Raw genomic sequence first — 14,914 nt, forward strand, 5'->3', positions numbered from 1 at the left:
CGAACCGTTAGGCCGATAACCCGGTCATCTCCGGCGCGGTGGGTCATACTGCGGGGACACCGTCCCTGCAGTCACCAGGAGTGACCTTTGATGGACAAGACCTCATTGACGGCCCTCGCCCGGCAGCAGCTCAAACTGGCGTCCACGTCGTCCAGCGGACGCAGTTCGCAGACCGTGTACGGCGGCCATCAACGCAGCCTGCGTCAGACCGTGATCGCGCTCGGCGCCGGCAAGAGCCTGGCCGAGCACGACAGCCCCGGCGAGGCCACGCTGCTGGTGCTCAGCGGCAAACTGGCGCTCATCTGCGGCGAGGACTCGTGGAAGGGGTCGGCCGGCGACCTGCTGATCATGCCTGCGGCGCGACACAGCGTCGAGGCGCTCGAGGACGTTGCGTTCCTGCTGACGGTCGCGAAGTAGTCAGACCACCCGCGCGTCGGTCGCGGGCACGACCGCGATCGACAGCAGACCGCCGACGAACCCCCGCACCGCGGCCTCGTCCGCGGTGTCGACGACTCCCTCGGTGACGATGAGCGAGGCCACCAACCGGAACGCCCACTCGCAGATCGCGCGGGGACTCACCGCCACGAGCTGCTGCGGGGTGAACAGGCGCTCGAAGTGCGGCACCAGGAAATCGGCGCCTCGCTCGATCAGTGGCCTCGCGCGCACCGTGAACCATGGCAGGACGATGTCCGGATCGTCTCGAAGTGCCTTCTGCAGCATCGTGTGCCGGCGCGCGTAACACACCGCGAAGACGATGCAGTCGACGAATCCGACGTGCAGTTGATCGCGCCCGCGCAGCACCGGATCGAGCACCGCGAAGAACCGGGTGATCTCGCGCTGGAACAGTGCCTCGAAGATCGCGGTCTGGTCGCCCACGTACTTGTAGACCGTCGGGCGCGACAGCCCCGCCCGCTCGGCGATCTGGGCGTGCAGTCGCGGGCTGTAGCCGACGTCGATCAGGCACGCCTCAGCTGCGTCGAGGATGCGTTCGCGAAACGCGGTGGGGCTCAGATCTTGTGCACGGGAATTCACCGCAGAGAGTTTAGTAGCGCGGCTCGCCGATCGCGCCGGGGCAGTCACGACGCGATTACTGTTCCGCAGCATCACAGACACCATTGACGACCGTCGCGGATGCGCTTACGTTTTAGGTGATATCGGCAAACGACAAACACTGCGCCGTATCGGCTACGGCGTTCGTTCCCGCCCCTGCGGCGAGTCCCGCAGGGTACGCCCAGGAGGGACGGTCATGACGCAGACGACGAGTCCACCCGATCGGGAGTCGGTCGCGGACCGACTGCTCAACGGATCGGTCAAGCGCTCGTACGCCCCGGTGGTGGACATCGACTGGGACGCACCGCTCGAGGACGGCAAGTACTTCCTCCCGCCCCACGTGCTGTCGCTGTACGGCACGCCGTTGTGGGACTCGATGAGCGAAGCGCAGCGGATCGAACTGTCCCGGCAGGAGTCCGCCAACATCCTCAGCGTGGGGATCTGGTTCGAGAACATTCTCAACCAGGCGCTGCTGCGGCACCTGCTGCACAACGATCCCGGATCGCTGCACACCCGGTACACGCTCACCGAGATGGGCGACGAGTGCCGGCACATGGCCATGTTCGGCCGGGCGATCGAACGGATGGGCGCCAAGCCCTACCGACTGCGCTGGTATCAGGCGGCCGCAGTCAACGTGCTGCCCAAGACTTTTCGCGGCACCATGCTGTGGGTGGCCGCGCTGATCGGCGAGGAGATCTTCGACGCCACCCAACGTCGCGTCGTCGACGATCCCCAACTGCAACCCCTGATCGCCCGGCTCATGCGGATCCACGTCACCGAGGAGGCCCGACACATCCAGTTCGCGCGGGCCGGCGTGCGCCGGAGGATCGCCGGGACCCATCGGATCGACAGGGTCTGGGTCGGTACGGCCCAGGGCCTCGGCGGACTGCTGCTCGCGCGACTGTTCACCAATCCGGCGATGTACAAGCGGGCCGGCCTCGACCCGCGGGAGGCTCGCCGACAGGCCCTGGCGAATCCGCACTTCCGGGCGAACCAGCGTCGCGGGTTCGCCGACCTTGCCGCGTTCCTCGAGGAGACCGGCCTGATGCGCCGACCCTCGCGCGCGATGTGGCGTCGAGCGGGATTCCTGTGAAGACCGTCGCGGCGCCCCGGGTCCTGATCGTCGGGACCGGGTTCTCGGGGCTGTGCATGGCGATCCGCTTGAAGGAGGCGGGAATCGACGACTTCGTCATCCTGGAGAAGGCGTCGGAGGTGGGCGGTACGTGGCGGGAGAACACGTACCCCGGATGCGGGTGCGACGTGATGTCGCTGATGTACTCGTTCTCGTTCGCCCCGAACCGGCGGTGGACGCGGATGTACGCCCGCCAACCCGAGATCCTCGACTACATCCGGCGGATCGTCGACGACTACGACCTGGCCCCGCACATCCGCTTCGACTCCGCGGTCGTGGCCTACGACTTCGACGAGGCCACCGACCGCTGGGCGGTCCGCACCGCCGCCGGCGACGTCTACCGACCGCGCATCGTCGCGGCCGGCCCGGGCCCGCTGCACAAGCCCAGCATCCCCGCGTTCCCCGGCCGTGATCGCTTCACGGGAAACGTTTTTCACTCCGCCGAGTGGGATCACTCGGTGGACCTGACCGGCAAGCGCATCGCGGTGATCGGCACCGGCGCGAGCGCCGTCCAGTTCGTCCCCGAGATCGCGAAGCAGGCCGCGCACGTGGACGTCTTCCAGCGCACCGCCCACTGGGTGCTGCCGAAACTGGACCGGGCCATCACCCCCACCGAGAAGCACCTGTTCCGGACGGTGCCGGGCGTGCAGAAGACCTACCGCGGCGCGATCTACTGGAGTCACGAATCGCTGATCGCCGGGTTCATGCACCCGCGGCTGATGGGCGCGCTCGAACGCGCCGCCCGCGGTCTGCTGCGCCACCAGGTCCGCGACACTGCGCTGCGCGCGACCCTCACCCCGGACTACACGATCGGCTGCAAACGAATCCTGGTGTCCAGCAACTACTATCCGACGCTGCAGCGCGAGAACGTCGACCTGGTGACGTCCGGCATCGCGGAGTTCACCGAGACCGGGATCCGCACCGACGACGGCGCCGCGCACGACGCCGACGTCGTCGTGTTCGGGACCGGGTTCGAGATCGCCGACCGGTTCGCGAGCGAACACATCGTCGGACGCGGCGGGCTGAGCATCCAGGAGGCGTGGCGCGACGGCATGGAGGCCTACCTCGGGGTCGCCGTCAGCGGCTTCCCGAACTTCTTCCTCATGATGGGCCCCAACTCGGGTGGCGGAAACCAGTCCATCGTCTTCGTCATCGAGGCACAGGCGCACTACATCCTCGAGTGCCTGAAGCTGATGGACGGCCACGAGGCCACCCGCATCGAGGTGCGCGGCGGCACCCAGCGGGACTTCAATCGTCGGATCCATCAGAAGCTCGCGGGCTCGGTGTGGAATTCGGGTGGCTGCGACAGTTGGTACCTCGACCGGACGGGACGCAACCGGGCGGTCTGGCCCGGGTCGAGCGCGTCGTACTGGCTGCGCATGCGCCGCCCCGGCGTCGACGACTTCGACCTCAGCTCCGCGGAGGACCGCGACGAGGAGGACTACCGCGGCCCCGCGGTTCTCGAGGGCGCCGGGCTGCGACTGGCCGTCGAGGTGCACCTCACCGGGCACCTCGACCCACTCGACGGCCACTACCACTGGTACGGGCAGGTCGCGGGGGACGATCGCATCGCCGACCTGAAACGTCCCGACGCCGGAGTGCCGACGCTCCGGATCGGGGACGGGCCCCTCGTCGACGCGATCCTCGCCGAGCGGGATCCGTGGGGTCACTTCCGGATCACCGGGGTGGGCGCGCCACCGTTCGCGCTGGACGACCTCCTGGTCTGACCCGGCGGGCCGCACAGAGCGGCCGAAAGGGAGTCCGGCGTCGACCCCCTCCCCCGAGGATCGACGCCGGACAGTTGTGATGTCGCCGGCGAGCCACCACAACTCGCTCACGACAACTTCACCGAATGCATCGAGGCGCGACTGCAACGTGTTACACCCGTGTCGGACAAATTCCTCGCCACCTATGCTGCGTGCATGGTGAACGGCGGTAACTGGGGCTTCGGGGAGTTCGACAACCTGGAGGAACTACTCGCCGACATGCGCAGTCGGCTCGTCGACAGCGTCGCGACCCCGGCAAGGCTGCGGGAACTGCTCGAGGCCGTCCTGGTGGTGGGCGCCGGACTGGAACTCGATTCGATCCTGCAGCGGATCGTGCAGGCGGCGACCACGCTGCTCGATGCGCGCTACGGCGCGCTGGGCGTGCGCGACCCCGACGGTGGACTGTCCGAGTTCGTGTACGAGGGCATCACCGCGGAGGAGCGAGCGCGGATGGGGCACCTGCCGGAGGGCCACGGGCTGCTCGGCCTGCTGATGGAGCATCCGCGACCCGTGCGCGTCGGACACCTGGGCGCGCACCCGGCGTCGGTCGGCTTCCCGCCGAACCATCCGCCGATGGACAGTTTCCTCGGCATGCCGATCATCGTGCGGGGTCGGGTGTTCGGCAGCATCTACCTCACCGAGAAGCGGACCGGTCCGGAGTTCACCGACGAGGACGAGACCATCCTCGACGCCCTCGCCACATCAGCGGGCGTCGCGATCGACAACGCCCACCTGTTCGAGGAGTCCCGCACCCGGGAACGCTGGCTGACGGCCCTCGCGTCGTCCAACGCCCGCCTGCTGTCCGGCGGGTCCATCGACGAGGCTCTGGAGCTTCTGGTGACGCGCACCCGCGATCTGTGCGGAGCGACCGGCGCGTACGTGTTGGTGGTCGAGGACGAGGATGACGCGATCGTCGAGGCGGCCTCCGGCGGCGACGGCCCGCGGCCGGGCAGCCGGATCGACCTGTCGGACTCCGGCCTGCTGCCGGTGGTCCGTGGTCGACGGCCCGCGCTGCTCACCGAGCGGGATCGGGTGGCACCGTTCGCCACCGGCAGCGACGTTCGGGTGGCCGCGCTGCCGCTGTCCACGACGTCCGGCGTCGCCGGGATGCTCGTCGTCACGCGCGAGGGCCTCGGGTGGGCGCCCGACGAGATCACCCGGCTGGGGTCGATGGCCGACTCGGCCGCGCTGGCCGTCGAGTTCGCCGACCAGCAGCACCGGCGACGGCAGCTCGACGTGCTGGCCGACCGCGACCGCATCGCCCGCGACCTGCACGACAACGTCATCCAGCAACTGTTCGCGACCGGGATGAGCCTGCAGAGCCTGTTGCTCGACGAGAACGCGCCCGTGCCGGAGTCCGCGTCGGGCACGATCACCAAGTCGGTGTCCCAACTCGATCGGATGATCCACGAGATCCGCACCACGATCTTCGACCTGCAGACCACCGGCGAACAGGCTCCCACGAGCCTGCGGCGACGGCTGCTCGACGCGATCGGCGATCTGACGACCCGCTCGGTGCTGGTCCCGAACGTGCAGTTCACCGGCGCCATCGACACCCTCGTGCCGCCGCGGATCCATCCGCACGCCGAGGCGGTGCTGCGCGAAGGCCTGAGCAACGCGCTGCGGCATGCGGACGCGACGACGATCACGGTGGCGATCGACGCCGCCGATCACCTGACGATCCGGATCTGCGACAACGGCGTCGGCCTGCCCGAGACGACGCGCCGCAGCGGGCTCGACAACCTGGCCCGCCGGGCCGAGCAGTGCGGCGGCAGCTGCACCGTCCTGCCCGGCCTCAGCGGAGGAACCGAACTCACGTGGCGGGTGCCGCTGCGGTGAGGTGACGACCCGTTTCGCTCGTCCCACGTTGCGTCAGTTGGGTGGCTTCGACGTCAGGGAGCAGTACCGCGAGGTGTCATTGGCCGAGGGCGTCGAAGACCTCTGCCCAGTTTCCCCCAGCAACATTCATCGCATTCCGAGTCTCGAGGAGAACATCTCGAGCGATCTGCTCGAGCGTGGCCCCTCCGGCAGAGCTCTCGATGCCCTGGAGGGCCGTCATGCCCTCTTCGGTTGCGGTGAATTGCTCTTCCCACTGCCCGGCGGAGGACAACAGGAATCTCAGGTGATAGGGGTAGTCGAAGTCAGGCGCCGGCACTCCGGTTTCGGCAATATTCTTCAGCGAGGTGACGATCAAGCGCAGTTGGTCGGACTCGAAGGAGCAAGATTCCGGCTCCGCCAACCCTGAGAATTCGAGTGATCCATCAACGAGATCCCGCCAGTACTCGCGATCGTGCAGGCCGTCCCGCTGCTCCATGTGCGCCTCCGCGAAGACCGACATGAGTTCGTTGTCGTCGATCAGTGGGGAAAGCACCAGATCTTCACTGAAGTCGTAGCCGAAGAAGTACCGATGACCGTCGACCGCGATTGATTCGATTCCTCCGATGTGGCGGTAATCCCGAAGCAGCGGTGCAGGAATACTCGTCACCGCTGCTTCTGCACCATCGGGGGTTCCGCTCTCGCCGCATCCCTGGATGCCCATCATCGCTCCATTCGTCCACGAGTCCGACCTTGTTGATCGCGACCGTAGGAGAGTAGCGGGGACAGCCGACACTCAGCTGGGATCGAAGTCCGGCACCCCGTACCTAGCGGCGCCGGCTGTTCCGCAGCTCCGTGGCGAGGACGGCCGCCTGGGTGCGCCGCTGCATGCCGAGCTTGGCGAGCAGGCGCGAGACGTAGTTCTTGATCGTCTTCTCCGCGAGGAACAGGCGCTCGGCAATCTCCCGGTTCGTCAGACCCTGTCCGATGAGGTCGAAGACCGCGCGTTCCTGGTCGGACAGCTCCGCGAGCGGGTCGGTGGTGCGCTCGGAGCGGATCCGCTGCATCAGGGCGGCCGTGGCGCGGCTGTCGAGGAGCGAGCCGCCCGCGCCGACCGTCCGCACGGCCGAGATCAGGTCGGTGCCGAGGATCTGCTTGAGCACAAAACCCGACGCGCCGGCCATGACGGCGTCGAACAGGGCCTCGTCGTCGGCGTACGACGTGAGCATCAGGCAGCGCAGGTCGGGCAGCACGGCCCGCAGGTCGCGGCACAGTTCCACGCCGTTGCCGTCGGGCAGCCGGACATCGAGCACCGCGACGTCGGCGCCGCTGGACGGGATCCGGGCCAGCGCCTCCCCCACCGAGGCGGCCTCGCCGACCACAGTGAGGTCAGGCGCGCTGCCCAGCAGATCCACCAGTCCGCGCCGCACGATCTCGTGATCGTCGACGAGAAAGACCCGTGTCATCGGTGCACCTCCGTAGCTGTCGGGAAAACGCTACCGCGCCGGTCGCACCCGGGCGGTGGCGGACCCTCCCGCTCCGTGGAATCGGCCGTAGGCACCCCGCTCGGCGGGGCCCTAGCGTCCTGTCCGAGCACTACGGAGGGAGTTGGATGACGCGCGTGGCGGGTCGCATGACCGGCAAGGTGGCAGTGGTCACCGGGGCAGGAAACGGTACGGGCCGGGTCCACGTCCGGAGGCTGGCCGACGAGGGCGCCGACGTGGTCGCGCTGGACCTGCCGGGCACCTTGTCGGAGCAGGCCCTGGCAGAGACCGCCGCGAGCGTCCCGGCGGGGCGCCGGGTCCTGACCCGCACCGCCGATGTCCGGGACGTCGCCGCCCTGCGCGCCGCCGCCGACGCCGCGGTGGCCGAGTTCGGACGCGTCGATGTCGTAGTCGCCAACGCGGGGCTGTGCGACGCCCCCGGCCCGGCCCTGACCATCGACGAGTTGACGTGGCAGCGATCCCTCGACATCAATCTCAGCGGCGTCTGGAACACGGTGCGCGCCTTCGTTCCTCACATGCCCGACGGCGGATCGGTGGTCGTGGTCGGTTCCACCGCCGGCATCCGCGGGAACGCGAACCGCGCGCACTACGCGGCCGCCAAGCACGGCGCCGTCGGTCTGGCGCGCACGCTGGCGATCGAACTGGGTCCGCGCTCGATCCGCGTCAACTCGGTGCATCCGGGCGCGGTGGGCAGCGGGCGGCCACTCGCCGCCGAGGCGATCGCGCGACTACGTCCCGATCTCGCTGCACCGACCGAAGCCGATGCGAGGCAAGCTTTGTCGGATCGGAACCTGATCCCCGTACCGTGGGTCGACGCCGTGGACGTGAGTAACGCGGTGCTGTTCCTGGCGTGCGACGAGTCCCGCTTCGTCACCGGCACCGAACTGGTGGTCGACGCCGGTCTCACCCAGAAGGTGTAGCCCGTGACCTCCCCCGAGACCGCTGAGACCCTGGAGCCGGTCGTCTACGTCGTCGACGAGATGGTGGTCGCGCCCGGACAAGGCCGCGCGTTCCTCGCGTCGTACCTCGAGGAGTACGCACCCGGTGCCCGTGCACGCGGCCTCACCCTCGACCGCATCCTCGTCAGCCCACCGGTCTGGCTCGACGACCAGTCGAACACCGTGACCGTCACCTGGACGGTCCACGGCGCCGACGCCTGGTGGCAGCAGCGGTGGGCCGCGGGCCGGGACCCGGACGTGGCGCAGTGGTGGGCGTCCGCCGACCGGTCGCTGACCAGCCGTCGACGCTCCACTGCCTGCGCCGCCGCGGATCTTCCGGTGGTGACCGATGTTTGAGGTCATCAGGTTGATCAGCTTCACGGACACCGCCGACGACGCCGCACGTGACGCCGTGGTCGCGGGCCTGCGCGACGCCGTCGAACCGCACGCCCGCAGCGTCCTCGTCCGGCCGACCCTGCCGGGTGGGATCCGTGGCGGGGACCTCGTCGCCAAGTTCCGGTTCGACAGCGAATCGGACTGGCGCGGCGTCGAGAACGCCGTGGACTTCCTGTTGTGGGTTCCGACCGTCGACCAGATCGACGGCGTCACCTACACCGGCGCCGTGCGACCGGCGAGCGTCGCGTCGACGCCCACGGTCTACCGGACGCTGCTGGTCGCGGTCGACCCCGCGACGGATCCCGACCTGGTGGCGCAGTTCGAGGCCGAGACGGCCGCGATGCCGGACTACATACCGTCGATCGGCGCCTCCCAACTGAGCCGCGTGCGGGAGTCGTGCGGCACCCGGTGGACCCACGTGTGGGAACAGGAGTACGCGAGCGTGGACGGGCTGACCGGCCCCTACATGACCCACCCCTACCACTGGGCGCACGTCGACCGCTGGTTCGACCCCGAACGCGCGCACCGGATCGTCACCGGTCTGTGCCACAGCTTCTGCGCGATCGACGGGCCGGTCCTGGGTCGGGACCGACCGGTGCCGGTCGCCGGAGATCAACCGTCCGCCTGATTCTCGACGGTCCAGGCAGCGATCTGTGCGCGCGAGTTGAATCCCAGCTTGTCGCGTATGTGCTCGACATGTCCCTCCACTGTGCGCGGAGCGATCACCAGTCGCTCGGAGATCGCCTTGTTCGTCATGCCCTCGGCCACGGGTGCGGCCACCTGCCGTTCGCGCGGGGTCAGCGTGGCGCTGCTACCGGCGGGCGACGGCAGCGGCGTCTCCGGTCTCCGCTAGTCCAGGGCCCAGGCGACGACCTCGTCGAGGTTCATGGCCATTCCTCGCTCGAGTGTTGCATCGAATACCTTGTCCCCGAGCGCCTCACGCGCCGCCCGCACGCACGCGTCGTGTTAGGAGACCAGGGCCTGGAAGGTTGCCGACGGGCTGCCGGTCGCCGTGAACAGGGCGTCGGACGCGCCCAGTAACATCGCGGCCCGCTCGGGCCGTTCCGTGCCAGCGGTCCACGCGAGTTCTTCGAAGCACCAGGCGAAGCCGAGCGCACGGCCGCATCCACCTCCTCCCGGATCAGGATGGACTTGTCGGCCAAGGACGTCACGACGTCGAGCAGGTCACCGTCTACTCCGTCGTCCGCCACGACGCCCTCTATCGCGTCGAGCGCGACGCTGCCGGCGAACACCGACAGGCGAGCCCACAACCGCTGTTCTCGATCGGTGCACAGGCCGTAGCTCCAGTCGATACACAGCCGCAGGGTCTGCTGGCGGCTCGGTGTGGTGCGGTCGCCCCGGGTCAGCAGGCGGAGGCGGTCGTCGAGTCGTTCGAGCAGCTGATCGACGGACTGCGCTCGGAGCCGGGCCGCCGCCAGCTCGATCGGCAGGGGCAGGCCCCCGAGTCGCGCACAGATCCGGGCGACCGTGGCGCTGTTCTCGGTGGTGAGCCGGAATCCGGGCACCACGGCCCTGGCTCTCTGCTCGAACAGGGCCACCGCATCGCCGCCGATGCCGAGGGGTTCACGGCTCGTCGCCAGCACGGACAATCCGAGGCAGGCCCTGAGCAGCGTCTGCACCAGTGCGGCAACAGGACCTACGAGATGCTCACAGTTGTCGAGTAACAGGAGGGTTCGCCGGTCTGCCAGGTGATCGATCAACACCGACTGCGGTGACCGAACCGACCAGTCCTGAAGTCCCAGGGTGCTCGCCACTGCCTGCGCCAGCTGGTCGGCATCGTGGAGCTCGCTCAGGTCGACGAACCAGGTTCCGTCGACGAATGTCCGCTGCGCATCCCTTGCGACCCGGAGAGCCAGTCGCGTCTTACCGACCCCGCCGAGGCCGGTCAGCGTCACGAGGCGCGATTCGGACAGCAACCGCCGCGTCTCCTTCACCTCGAAACTGCGGCCCACGAAGCTGCTGACGTCCTCGGGCAGATTTCCCTGTTCACGGCCGCGAAGAGGGTGTGCTGTCGCGGAAGGCGCCATCTCAGTCCCTCCGCCCAGGTCGACGCGCTGCAACAGAGCCCGAGCGCTCGGGGTCCGGACGCGGAAAGCCCGATTCCAAGATACGTCGGTGTCGCCCTTCCTCGCGGAAACCACGGGCCTCGTCCTAACATTTGCGTCGAACGTTCTGCTGCCGAAGGGAACCAGGAATGACCACAGGTATCGAACAACGCGAGTTCCAGACGGAGACTCGCCAGATTCTGGATCTGATGATCCACTCGGTGTACTCCAACAAGGACACCTTTCTCCGGGAGCTCGTCTCCAACGCGTCGGACGCACTCGACAAGCTGAAGCTCGAGGCGTTCCGCGACAAGGACCTCGAGGCCGACACCTCCGACCTGCACATCGAGCTCGACGTCGACACGGAGGCGCGCACGCTGACGGTGCGCGACAACGGCATCGGCATGTCGCGCGACGAGGTGATCGACCTCATCGGCACGCTCGCCAGGTCGGGCACCGCCGAGCTGCGCCGCAAGCTGCGCGAGGCGAAGGACGCCGCCGCCTCCGAAGAACTGATCGGTCAGTTCGGTATCGGCTTCTACTCGACATTCATGGTCGCCGACAAGGTCACGCTGCTGACCCGCAAGGCCGGCGAGAGCCACGCGACGCGGTGGGTCTCGAGCGGCGAGTCCACGTACACGATCGAGACCGTCGACGACGCCCCGCAGGGCACATCGGTGACGCTGCACCTCAAGCCGGAGGACGTCGACGACCACCTGTACGACTACGCGGCCGAGCGCAAGCTCCGCGAAATCGTCAAGCGGTACTCGGACTTCATCGCGTACCCGATCCGGATGGACGTCGAGAAGCCGGCCCCGAAGAGCAGTGACGATGCAGACGACACCGACGACGCCCCGAAGACCGTCGTCGAGACCGAGACGCTCAACTCGATGAAGGCGCTGTGGGCCCGGCCCCGCAGCGAGGTCTCCGACGACGAGTACAACGAGTTCTACAAGCACGTCAGCCACTCGTGGGACGACCCGCTCGAGGTCATCCCGATGAAGGCGGAGGGCACGTTCGAGTACCAGGCGCTGCTGTTCATCCCGTCGCACGCGCCGTTCGATCTGTTCTCGCGCGAGCACCGCGCCGGCATCCACCTGTACGTCAAGCGTGTCTTCATCATGGACGACTGCGAGGAACTCATGCCCGAGTACCTGCGCTTCGTCAAGGGTGTCGTGGATGCACAGGACCTGTCGCTCAACGTTTCCCGCGAGATTCTGCAGCAGGACCGGCAGATCCGGGCGATCCGGCGCCGGCTCACCAAGAAGGTCCTCACCACTATCCGCGAAATGATGACGCACGATGACGACACGTCGCGGGACAAGTACCGGACCGTGTGGTCGCAGTTCGGCCGGGTCCTCAAGGAGGGTCTGCTGTCGGACTTCGACAACCGCGACACCCTGCTCGAGATCTCCTCGTTCCCGTCGACGCACAGCGAGGACGAACAGACCACGCTGGCGCAGTACGTCGAGCGGATGAGGGACGGCCAAGAGCAGATCTACTACCTCACCGGCGAGTCCCGCCAGCAGCTCGAGGCGTCGCCGCACATGGAGGCCTTCCGCGCCCGCGGCCTCGAGGTGCTGCTCCTCACCGACCCGGTCGACGAGATGTGGGTGACGTCGGTCCCCGAGTTCGACGGCAAGCCGCTCCAGTCCATCGCGAAGGGCGAGGTCGATCTCGACACCGAGGACGAGAAGAAGGACGCCGAAGCCAAGCGCGAGGAACAGGACAAGCAGTTCGCCGACGTCCTCGGCTGGCTCACCTCCACCCTCGACGACCACGTCAAGCAGGTGCGCCTGTCGACTCGGCTGACCGACTCCCCCGCCTGCATCGTCGGCGACGAATTCGGCATGACGCCGTCGCTCGAGCGCATGTACCGGGCGTCGGGCCAGGAGGTCCCGCACTTCAAGCGGATCCTCGAACTCAACCCGACGCACCCGCTGGTGGAGGGTCTACGGGCTGCGCACGCCGAGCGCGGCGACGACCCGAGCCTCGCGGAGACCGCCGAATTGCTCTACGGCACCGCACTTCTCGCGGAGGGCGGCGAGTTGGAGGATCCGGCGCACTTCGCGAAGATGCTCGCGAACCGCCTGGCACGCACCATCTAGACGCGTTATCAACTCGAGGCAGCGGCCCGCGGGAGTCCTGCTCCCGCGGGCGCGTTGTGCATCGAAACAATTGCGGCCGCGGAACGATCAAACGATCAAACGATCAAAGTTCCGCTCGGCTCGCATCAGCGTGAAACGCTGGTGCCGGCAGTTTGTTGTCGCACGAGGCAAGGCAACAAACCGCCGGCACCATTGGGGAGAAATTCATTTCCTCATGAGGTCGACAGGATCAGCCTGTCCGACCGCAGGCGCGATGATCGCGAGCGCGGCCGCCGTCGCAGCAAACATGATGCGGGTCCTCATCGTCGGAGTGCGGGAGATTTCCCCCTCCCGTGAATTGACATCGCTTCATGACCTTCGGGATAGGCCTACGAAGCAATTCAAAAACGGTCACCCCCAGTGGCTGCCATCCTTACTGCCATCCTTACTGCCGTCGTGGCTGCCATCCTTACTGCCGTCGTGGCTGCCATCCATACTGCCGTCGTGGCTGCCTGAACCGAGGCTTCCCAGGGCCCCGAGGCTCCCCAGGGCTCCGAGGCTTCCCAGTGCGCCGAGGCTCCCCAGGGCCCCTAGGCTCCCGAGGTTGCCATCGGAACTGCCGTCATGGCTCCCCTCATTGCTGCCGTCCTTGCTGCCGGAACCGAGGCTCCCCAGGCTGCCATCGGAACTGCCGTCATGGCTCCCCTCATTGCTGCCGTCCTTGCTGCCGGAACCGAGGCTCCCCAGGCTGCCATCGGAACTGCCATCGTGGCTGCCTTCGGAACTGCCGTCATGGCTCCCCTCATTGCTGCCGTCCTTGCTGCCGGAAGCGAGGCTCCCCAGGCTGCCATCGGAACTGCCGTCGTGGCTGCCTTCGGAACTGCCGTCATGGCTCCCCTCATTGCTGCCATCCTTGCTACCGGAAGCGAGGCTCCCCAGGCTGCCATCGGAACTGCCATCGTGGCTGCCTTCGGAACTGCCGTCATGGCTCCCCTCATTGCTGCCATCCTTGCTACCGGAACCGAGGCTCCCCAGGCTGCCACCGGAACTGCCGTCCTTGCTGCCAGAGCTGCCATCGTGACTTCCGGAGCCGTCGAGGCTGCCCGACACCGGGGCGGCGAGGGATTCCACTGATCCATGGCTTCCAGATTCAGGATCAGCGTGCCCGACCGCAAGCGCGCCGACCGTGAGCGCGGTGGCCGCCGTCGCGGCAATCATGATGCGGGTCTTCATCTTCAGAGTGCGGGGATTTCCGCTCCCGTGGGTTGGCATTGTTTCACGACCTCCTCGATTGACCTACGCAGAATTTAAGACGATCCGCCCAAACCGCATGCAATCAAATTCATTGAAACGCAACCATCGCCCCTACGAAACTCCGCCAGACCCCCGACTGACGGTTGACGCCTCACATGCGTGTAGGCGAAGTCAACCTAGCATTTCGATTGGGTAGCGGAAGCCGAAATTGCCATATGCGATTTGCCGCATTCTGGGGTTTGGAGTGGTTTGTGCCAGTTACGAATCCGCTTCCAAACCGAGACTCGCCAGATCCTGGATCTGATGATCCATTCGGTGTACTCCAACAAAGACAAGGCATCGCACAGGTTCGCCCCATGTGCGACGGGGTACCTCCCTCCGCGCGCTCGCCTCCAACGCGTCCGACGCGCTCGACAAGCTCGAGCTCGGTTCGCGAGCAGGCTTCGCGAAGTGCGCAGGGTGCTCCAGCTCGCCGCTTCAGCGCGAAACGCCGTGTAGTAGCGCAATTCGGCGGTCCCGGTATTGGCGAGGGAGCCGATCAGGTCGATCACCTCGTCGCGGGACATGCCGATGCCGCTGTAGCGCACCGTGAGAGTGCGGGCGTCGGTGTCGAGCTCGATGTGCAGATCCGATGTGTCGGCTTCGAGGTCCTTGTCGCGAAACGCCTTGATCGTGGATCTGGAGTCGGCCCGGGCATTCGTCACGGCCGTCATCGAGCAGGTCGCCCCGCACCGGCGGTACGGTCGGCGGCCAACGGCCGTCTTCTCGGCGCCGGCCGGTGTCTCGGAGGTCACCGCCATCTGTTTCGGTGGCGTGATCTCGCACCGCAGTTGCCAACTGGCCGGGGAGGAACTGACCGAGGCGCTGCACCACTACCTGCGCGAGGAGCACCAGATCATGGTCGG

13 protein-coding genes and 4 pseudogenes are annotated in these 14,914 nt (G+C 67.4%); 10 read left to right on the top strand and 7 right to left on the bottom strand.

From position 1 onward, the window contains the following. The first annotated feature begins 90 nt into the window (after positions 1-90). Positions 91-417 carry a cupin domain-containing protein gene (locus tag J2X34_RS09290; protein WP_114718140.1) on the top strand — a complete coding sequence of 109 codons (327 nt, stop codon included), beginning with the start codon at positions 91-93 and terminating at the stop codon, positions 415-417. On the opposite strand, the gene J2X34_RS09295 is transcribed toward J2X34_RS09290, so the two are convergent. Further along, on the bottom strand, positions 418-1,032 hold the full coding sequence (locus tag J2X34_RS09295; protein ID WP_258557581.1) for a TetR/AcrR family transcriptional regulator: 615 nt from the start codon (positions 1,030-1,032) through the stop codon (positions 418-420). Positions 1,033-1,246: 214 nt separating this feature from the next. Between J2X34_RS09295 and J2X34_RS09300 the strand changes: the two genes are divergently transcribed. The 3 genes from J2X34_RS09300 (at position 1,247) to J2X34_RS09310 (ending at position 5,787) form a co-directional block, all read left to right on the top strand. Next, complete coding sequence (locus J2X34_RS09300) at positions 1,247-2,143, top strand: AurF N-oxygenase family protein (RefSeq protein WP_429516748.1); 897 nt, start codon at positions 1,247-1,249, stop codon at positions 2,141-2,143. Then, positions 2,140-3,909, top strand: a complete 1,770-nt coding sequence (locus tag J2X34_RS09305; protein ID WP_429516749.1) for a DUF4873 domain-containing protein — start codon at positions 2,140-2,142, stop codon at positions 3,907-3,909. The genes J2X34_RS09300 and J2X34_RS09305 overlap by 4 nt, the downstream gene beginning before the upstream one ends. Positions 3,910-4,104: 195 nt before the next feature. Continuing rightward, positions 4,105-5,787 (top strand): sensor histidine kinase, encoded by a 1,683-nt coding sequence (locus J2X34_RS09310; protein ID WP_114718526.1) that lies wholly within the window; start codon positions 4,105-4,107, stop codon positions 5,785-5,787. 76 nt (positions 5,788-5,863) lie between these two features. Here J2X34_RS09310 and J2X34_RS09315 read toward each other — a convergent pair whose 3' ends face one another. Together J2X34_RS09315 and J2X34_RS09320 are read right to left on the bottom strand one after the other, a co-directional pair. Further along, positions 5,864-6,490 carry a hypothetical protein gene (locus tag J2X34_RS09315; RefSeq protein ID WP_254622824.1) on the bottom strand — a complete coding sequence of 209 codons (627 nt, stop codon included), beginning with the start codon at positions 6,488-6,490 and terminating at the stop codon, positions 5,864-5,866. 100 nt (positions 6,491-6,590) lie between these two features. Next, positions 6,591-7,229, bottom strand: coding sequence for a response regulator (locus J2X34_RS09320; RefSeq protein WP_114718137.1), 639 nt, complete (start codon positions 7,227-7,229; stop codon positions 6,591-6,593). Between the two features lie 167 nt (positions 7,230-7,396). Between J2X34_RS09320 and J2X34_RS09325 the strand changes: the two genes are divergently transcribed. From J2X34_RS09325 to J2X34_RS09335, 3 genes are read left to right on the top strand one after another with little or no spacing between them, the layout of a single operon-like run. Beyond that, positions 7,397-8,188, top strand: coding sequence for an SDR family oxidoreductase (locus tag J2X34_RS09325; RefSeq protein WP_174914502.1), 792 nt, complete (start codon positions 7,397-7,399; stop codon positions 8,186-8,188). 60 nt (positions 8,189-8,248) lie between these two features. Continuing rightward, the gene (locus J2X34_RS09330; RefSeq protein ID WP_114718523.1) at positions 8,249-8,563 is read left to right on the top strand and encodes a hypothetical protein; all 315 of its coding nucleotides are present in this window, start codon (positions 8,249-8,251) and stop codon (positions 8,561-8,563) included. Next, the gene (locus tag J2X34_RS09335; protein WP_174908698.1) at positions 8,556-9,230 is read left to right on the top strand and encodes a Dabb family protein; all 675 of its coding nucleotides are present in this window, start codon (positions 8,556-8,558) and stop codon (positions 9,228-9,230) included. Before J2X34_RS09330 ends, J2X34_RS09335 begins: the two co-directional genes overlap by 8 nt. Here the strand turns inward: J2X34_RS09335 and J2X34_RS09340 are convergent. Then, positions 9,215-9,382, bottom strand: a complete 168-nt coding sequence (locus J2X34_RS09340; protein WP_429516751.1) for a response regulator transcription factor — start codon at positions 9,380-9,382, stop codon at positions 9,215-9,217. The two genes, J2X34_RS09335 and J2X34_RS09340, sit on opposite strands and share 16 nt — an antisense overlap. 332 nt (positions 9,383-9,714) lie before the next feature. Then, positions 9,715-10,650 (bottom strand): annotated as a pseudogene (locus J2X34_RS09345) (ATP-binding protein); the annotation flags it as partial. Positions 10,651-10,817: 167 nt separating this feature from the next. Here J2X34_RS09345 and htpG point away from each other — a divergent pair. Further along, positions 10,818-12,776: a molecular chaperone HtpG gene (htpG, locus tag J2X34_RS09350; RefSeq protein WP_429516755.1), complete on the top strand. Its 1,959-nt coding sequence runs from the start codon at positions 10,818-10,820 to the stop codon at positions 12,774-12,776. Between the two features lie 390 nt (positions 12,777-13,166). Here the strand turns inward: htpG and J2X34_RS09355 are convergent, their stop codons facing one another. Beyond that, on the bottom strand, positions 13,167-13,988 hold the full coding sequence (locus J2X34_RS09355) for a hypothetical protein (RefSeq protein ID WP_429516759.1): 822 nt from the start codon (positions 13,986-13,988) through the stop codon (positions 13,167-13,169). Between the two features lie 324 nt (positions 13,989-14,312). Between J2X34_RS09355 and J2X34_RS09360 the strand changes: the two are divergent. Then, positions 14,313-14,436: pseudogene (locus tag J2X34_RS09360) on the top strand (hypothetical protein); the annotation flags it as partial. A gap of 73 nt (positions 14,437-14,509) precedes the next feature. Here J2X34_RS09360 and J2X34_RS09365 read toward each other — a convergent pair. Beyond that, positions 14,510-14,680, bottom strand: a pseudogene (locus tag J2X34_RS09365) (hypothetical protein); the annotation flags it as partial. Here J2X34_RS09365 and J2X34_RS09370 point away from each other — a divergent pair. Beyond that, positions 14,667-14,914 (top strand): annotated as a pseudogene (locus J2X34_RS09370) (rod shape-determining protein); the annotation flags it as partial. The pseudogenes J2X34_RS09365 and J2X34_RS09370 sit on opposite strands and share 14 nt — an antisense overlap.

Origin of the sequence: Rhodococcus sp. BE178 (genome assembly GCF_050433545.1) — a bacterium.
Classification (GTDB): Bacteria; Actinomycetota; Actinomycetes; order Mycobacteriales; family Mycobacteriaceae; genus Prescottella.

Excerpts from the sequence above, each read along its gene's own strand:
- J2X34_RS09310 (WP_114718526.1), top strand. The coding sequence starts at position 4,105 with ATGGTGAACGGCGGTAACTGGGGCTTCGGGGAGTTCGACAACCTGGAG.
- J2X34_RS09330 (WP_114718523.1), top strand. The coding sequence starts at position 8,249 with ATGGTGGTCGCGCCCGGACAAGGCCGCGCGTTCCTCGCGTCGTACCTC.
- J2X34_RS09290 (WP_114718140.1), top strand. The coding sequence starts at position 91 with ATGGACAAGACCTCATTGACGGCCCTCGCCCGGCAGCAGCTCAAACTG.
- htpG (WP_429516755.1), top strand. The coding sequence starts at position 10,818 with ATGACCACAGGTATCGAACAACGCGAGTTCCAGACGGAGACTCGCCAG.
- J2X34_RS09315 (WP_254622824.1), bottom strand. The coding sequence starts at position 6,490 with ATGATGGGCATCCAGGGATGCGGCGAGAGCGGAACCCCCGATGGTGCA.
- J2X34_RS09300 (WP_429516748.1), top strand. The coding sequence starts at position 1,247 with ATGACGCAGACGACGAGTCCACCCGATCGGGAGTCGGTCGCGGACCGA.
- J2X34_RS09355 (WP_429516759.1), bottom strand. The coding sequence starts at position 13,988 with ATGAAGACCCGCATCATGATTGCCGCGACGGCGGCCACCGCGCTCACG.
- J2X34_RS09335 (WP_174908698.1), top strand. The coding sequence starts at position 8,556 with ATGTTTGAGGTCATCAGGTTGATCAGCTTCACGGACACCGCCGACGAC.
- J2X34_RS09320 (WP_114718137.1), bottom strand. The coding sequence starts at position 7,229 with ATGACACGGGTCTTTCTCGTCGACGATCACGAGATCGTGCGGCGCGGA.
- J2X34_RS09325 (WP_174914502.1), top strand. The coding sequence starts at position 7,397 with ATGACCGGCAAGGTGGCAGTGGTCACCGGGGCAGGAAACGGTACGGGC.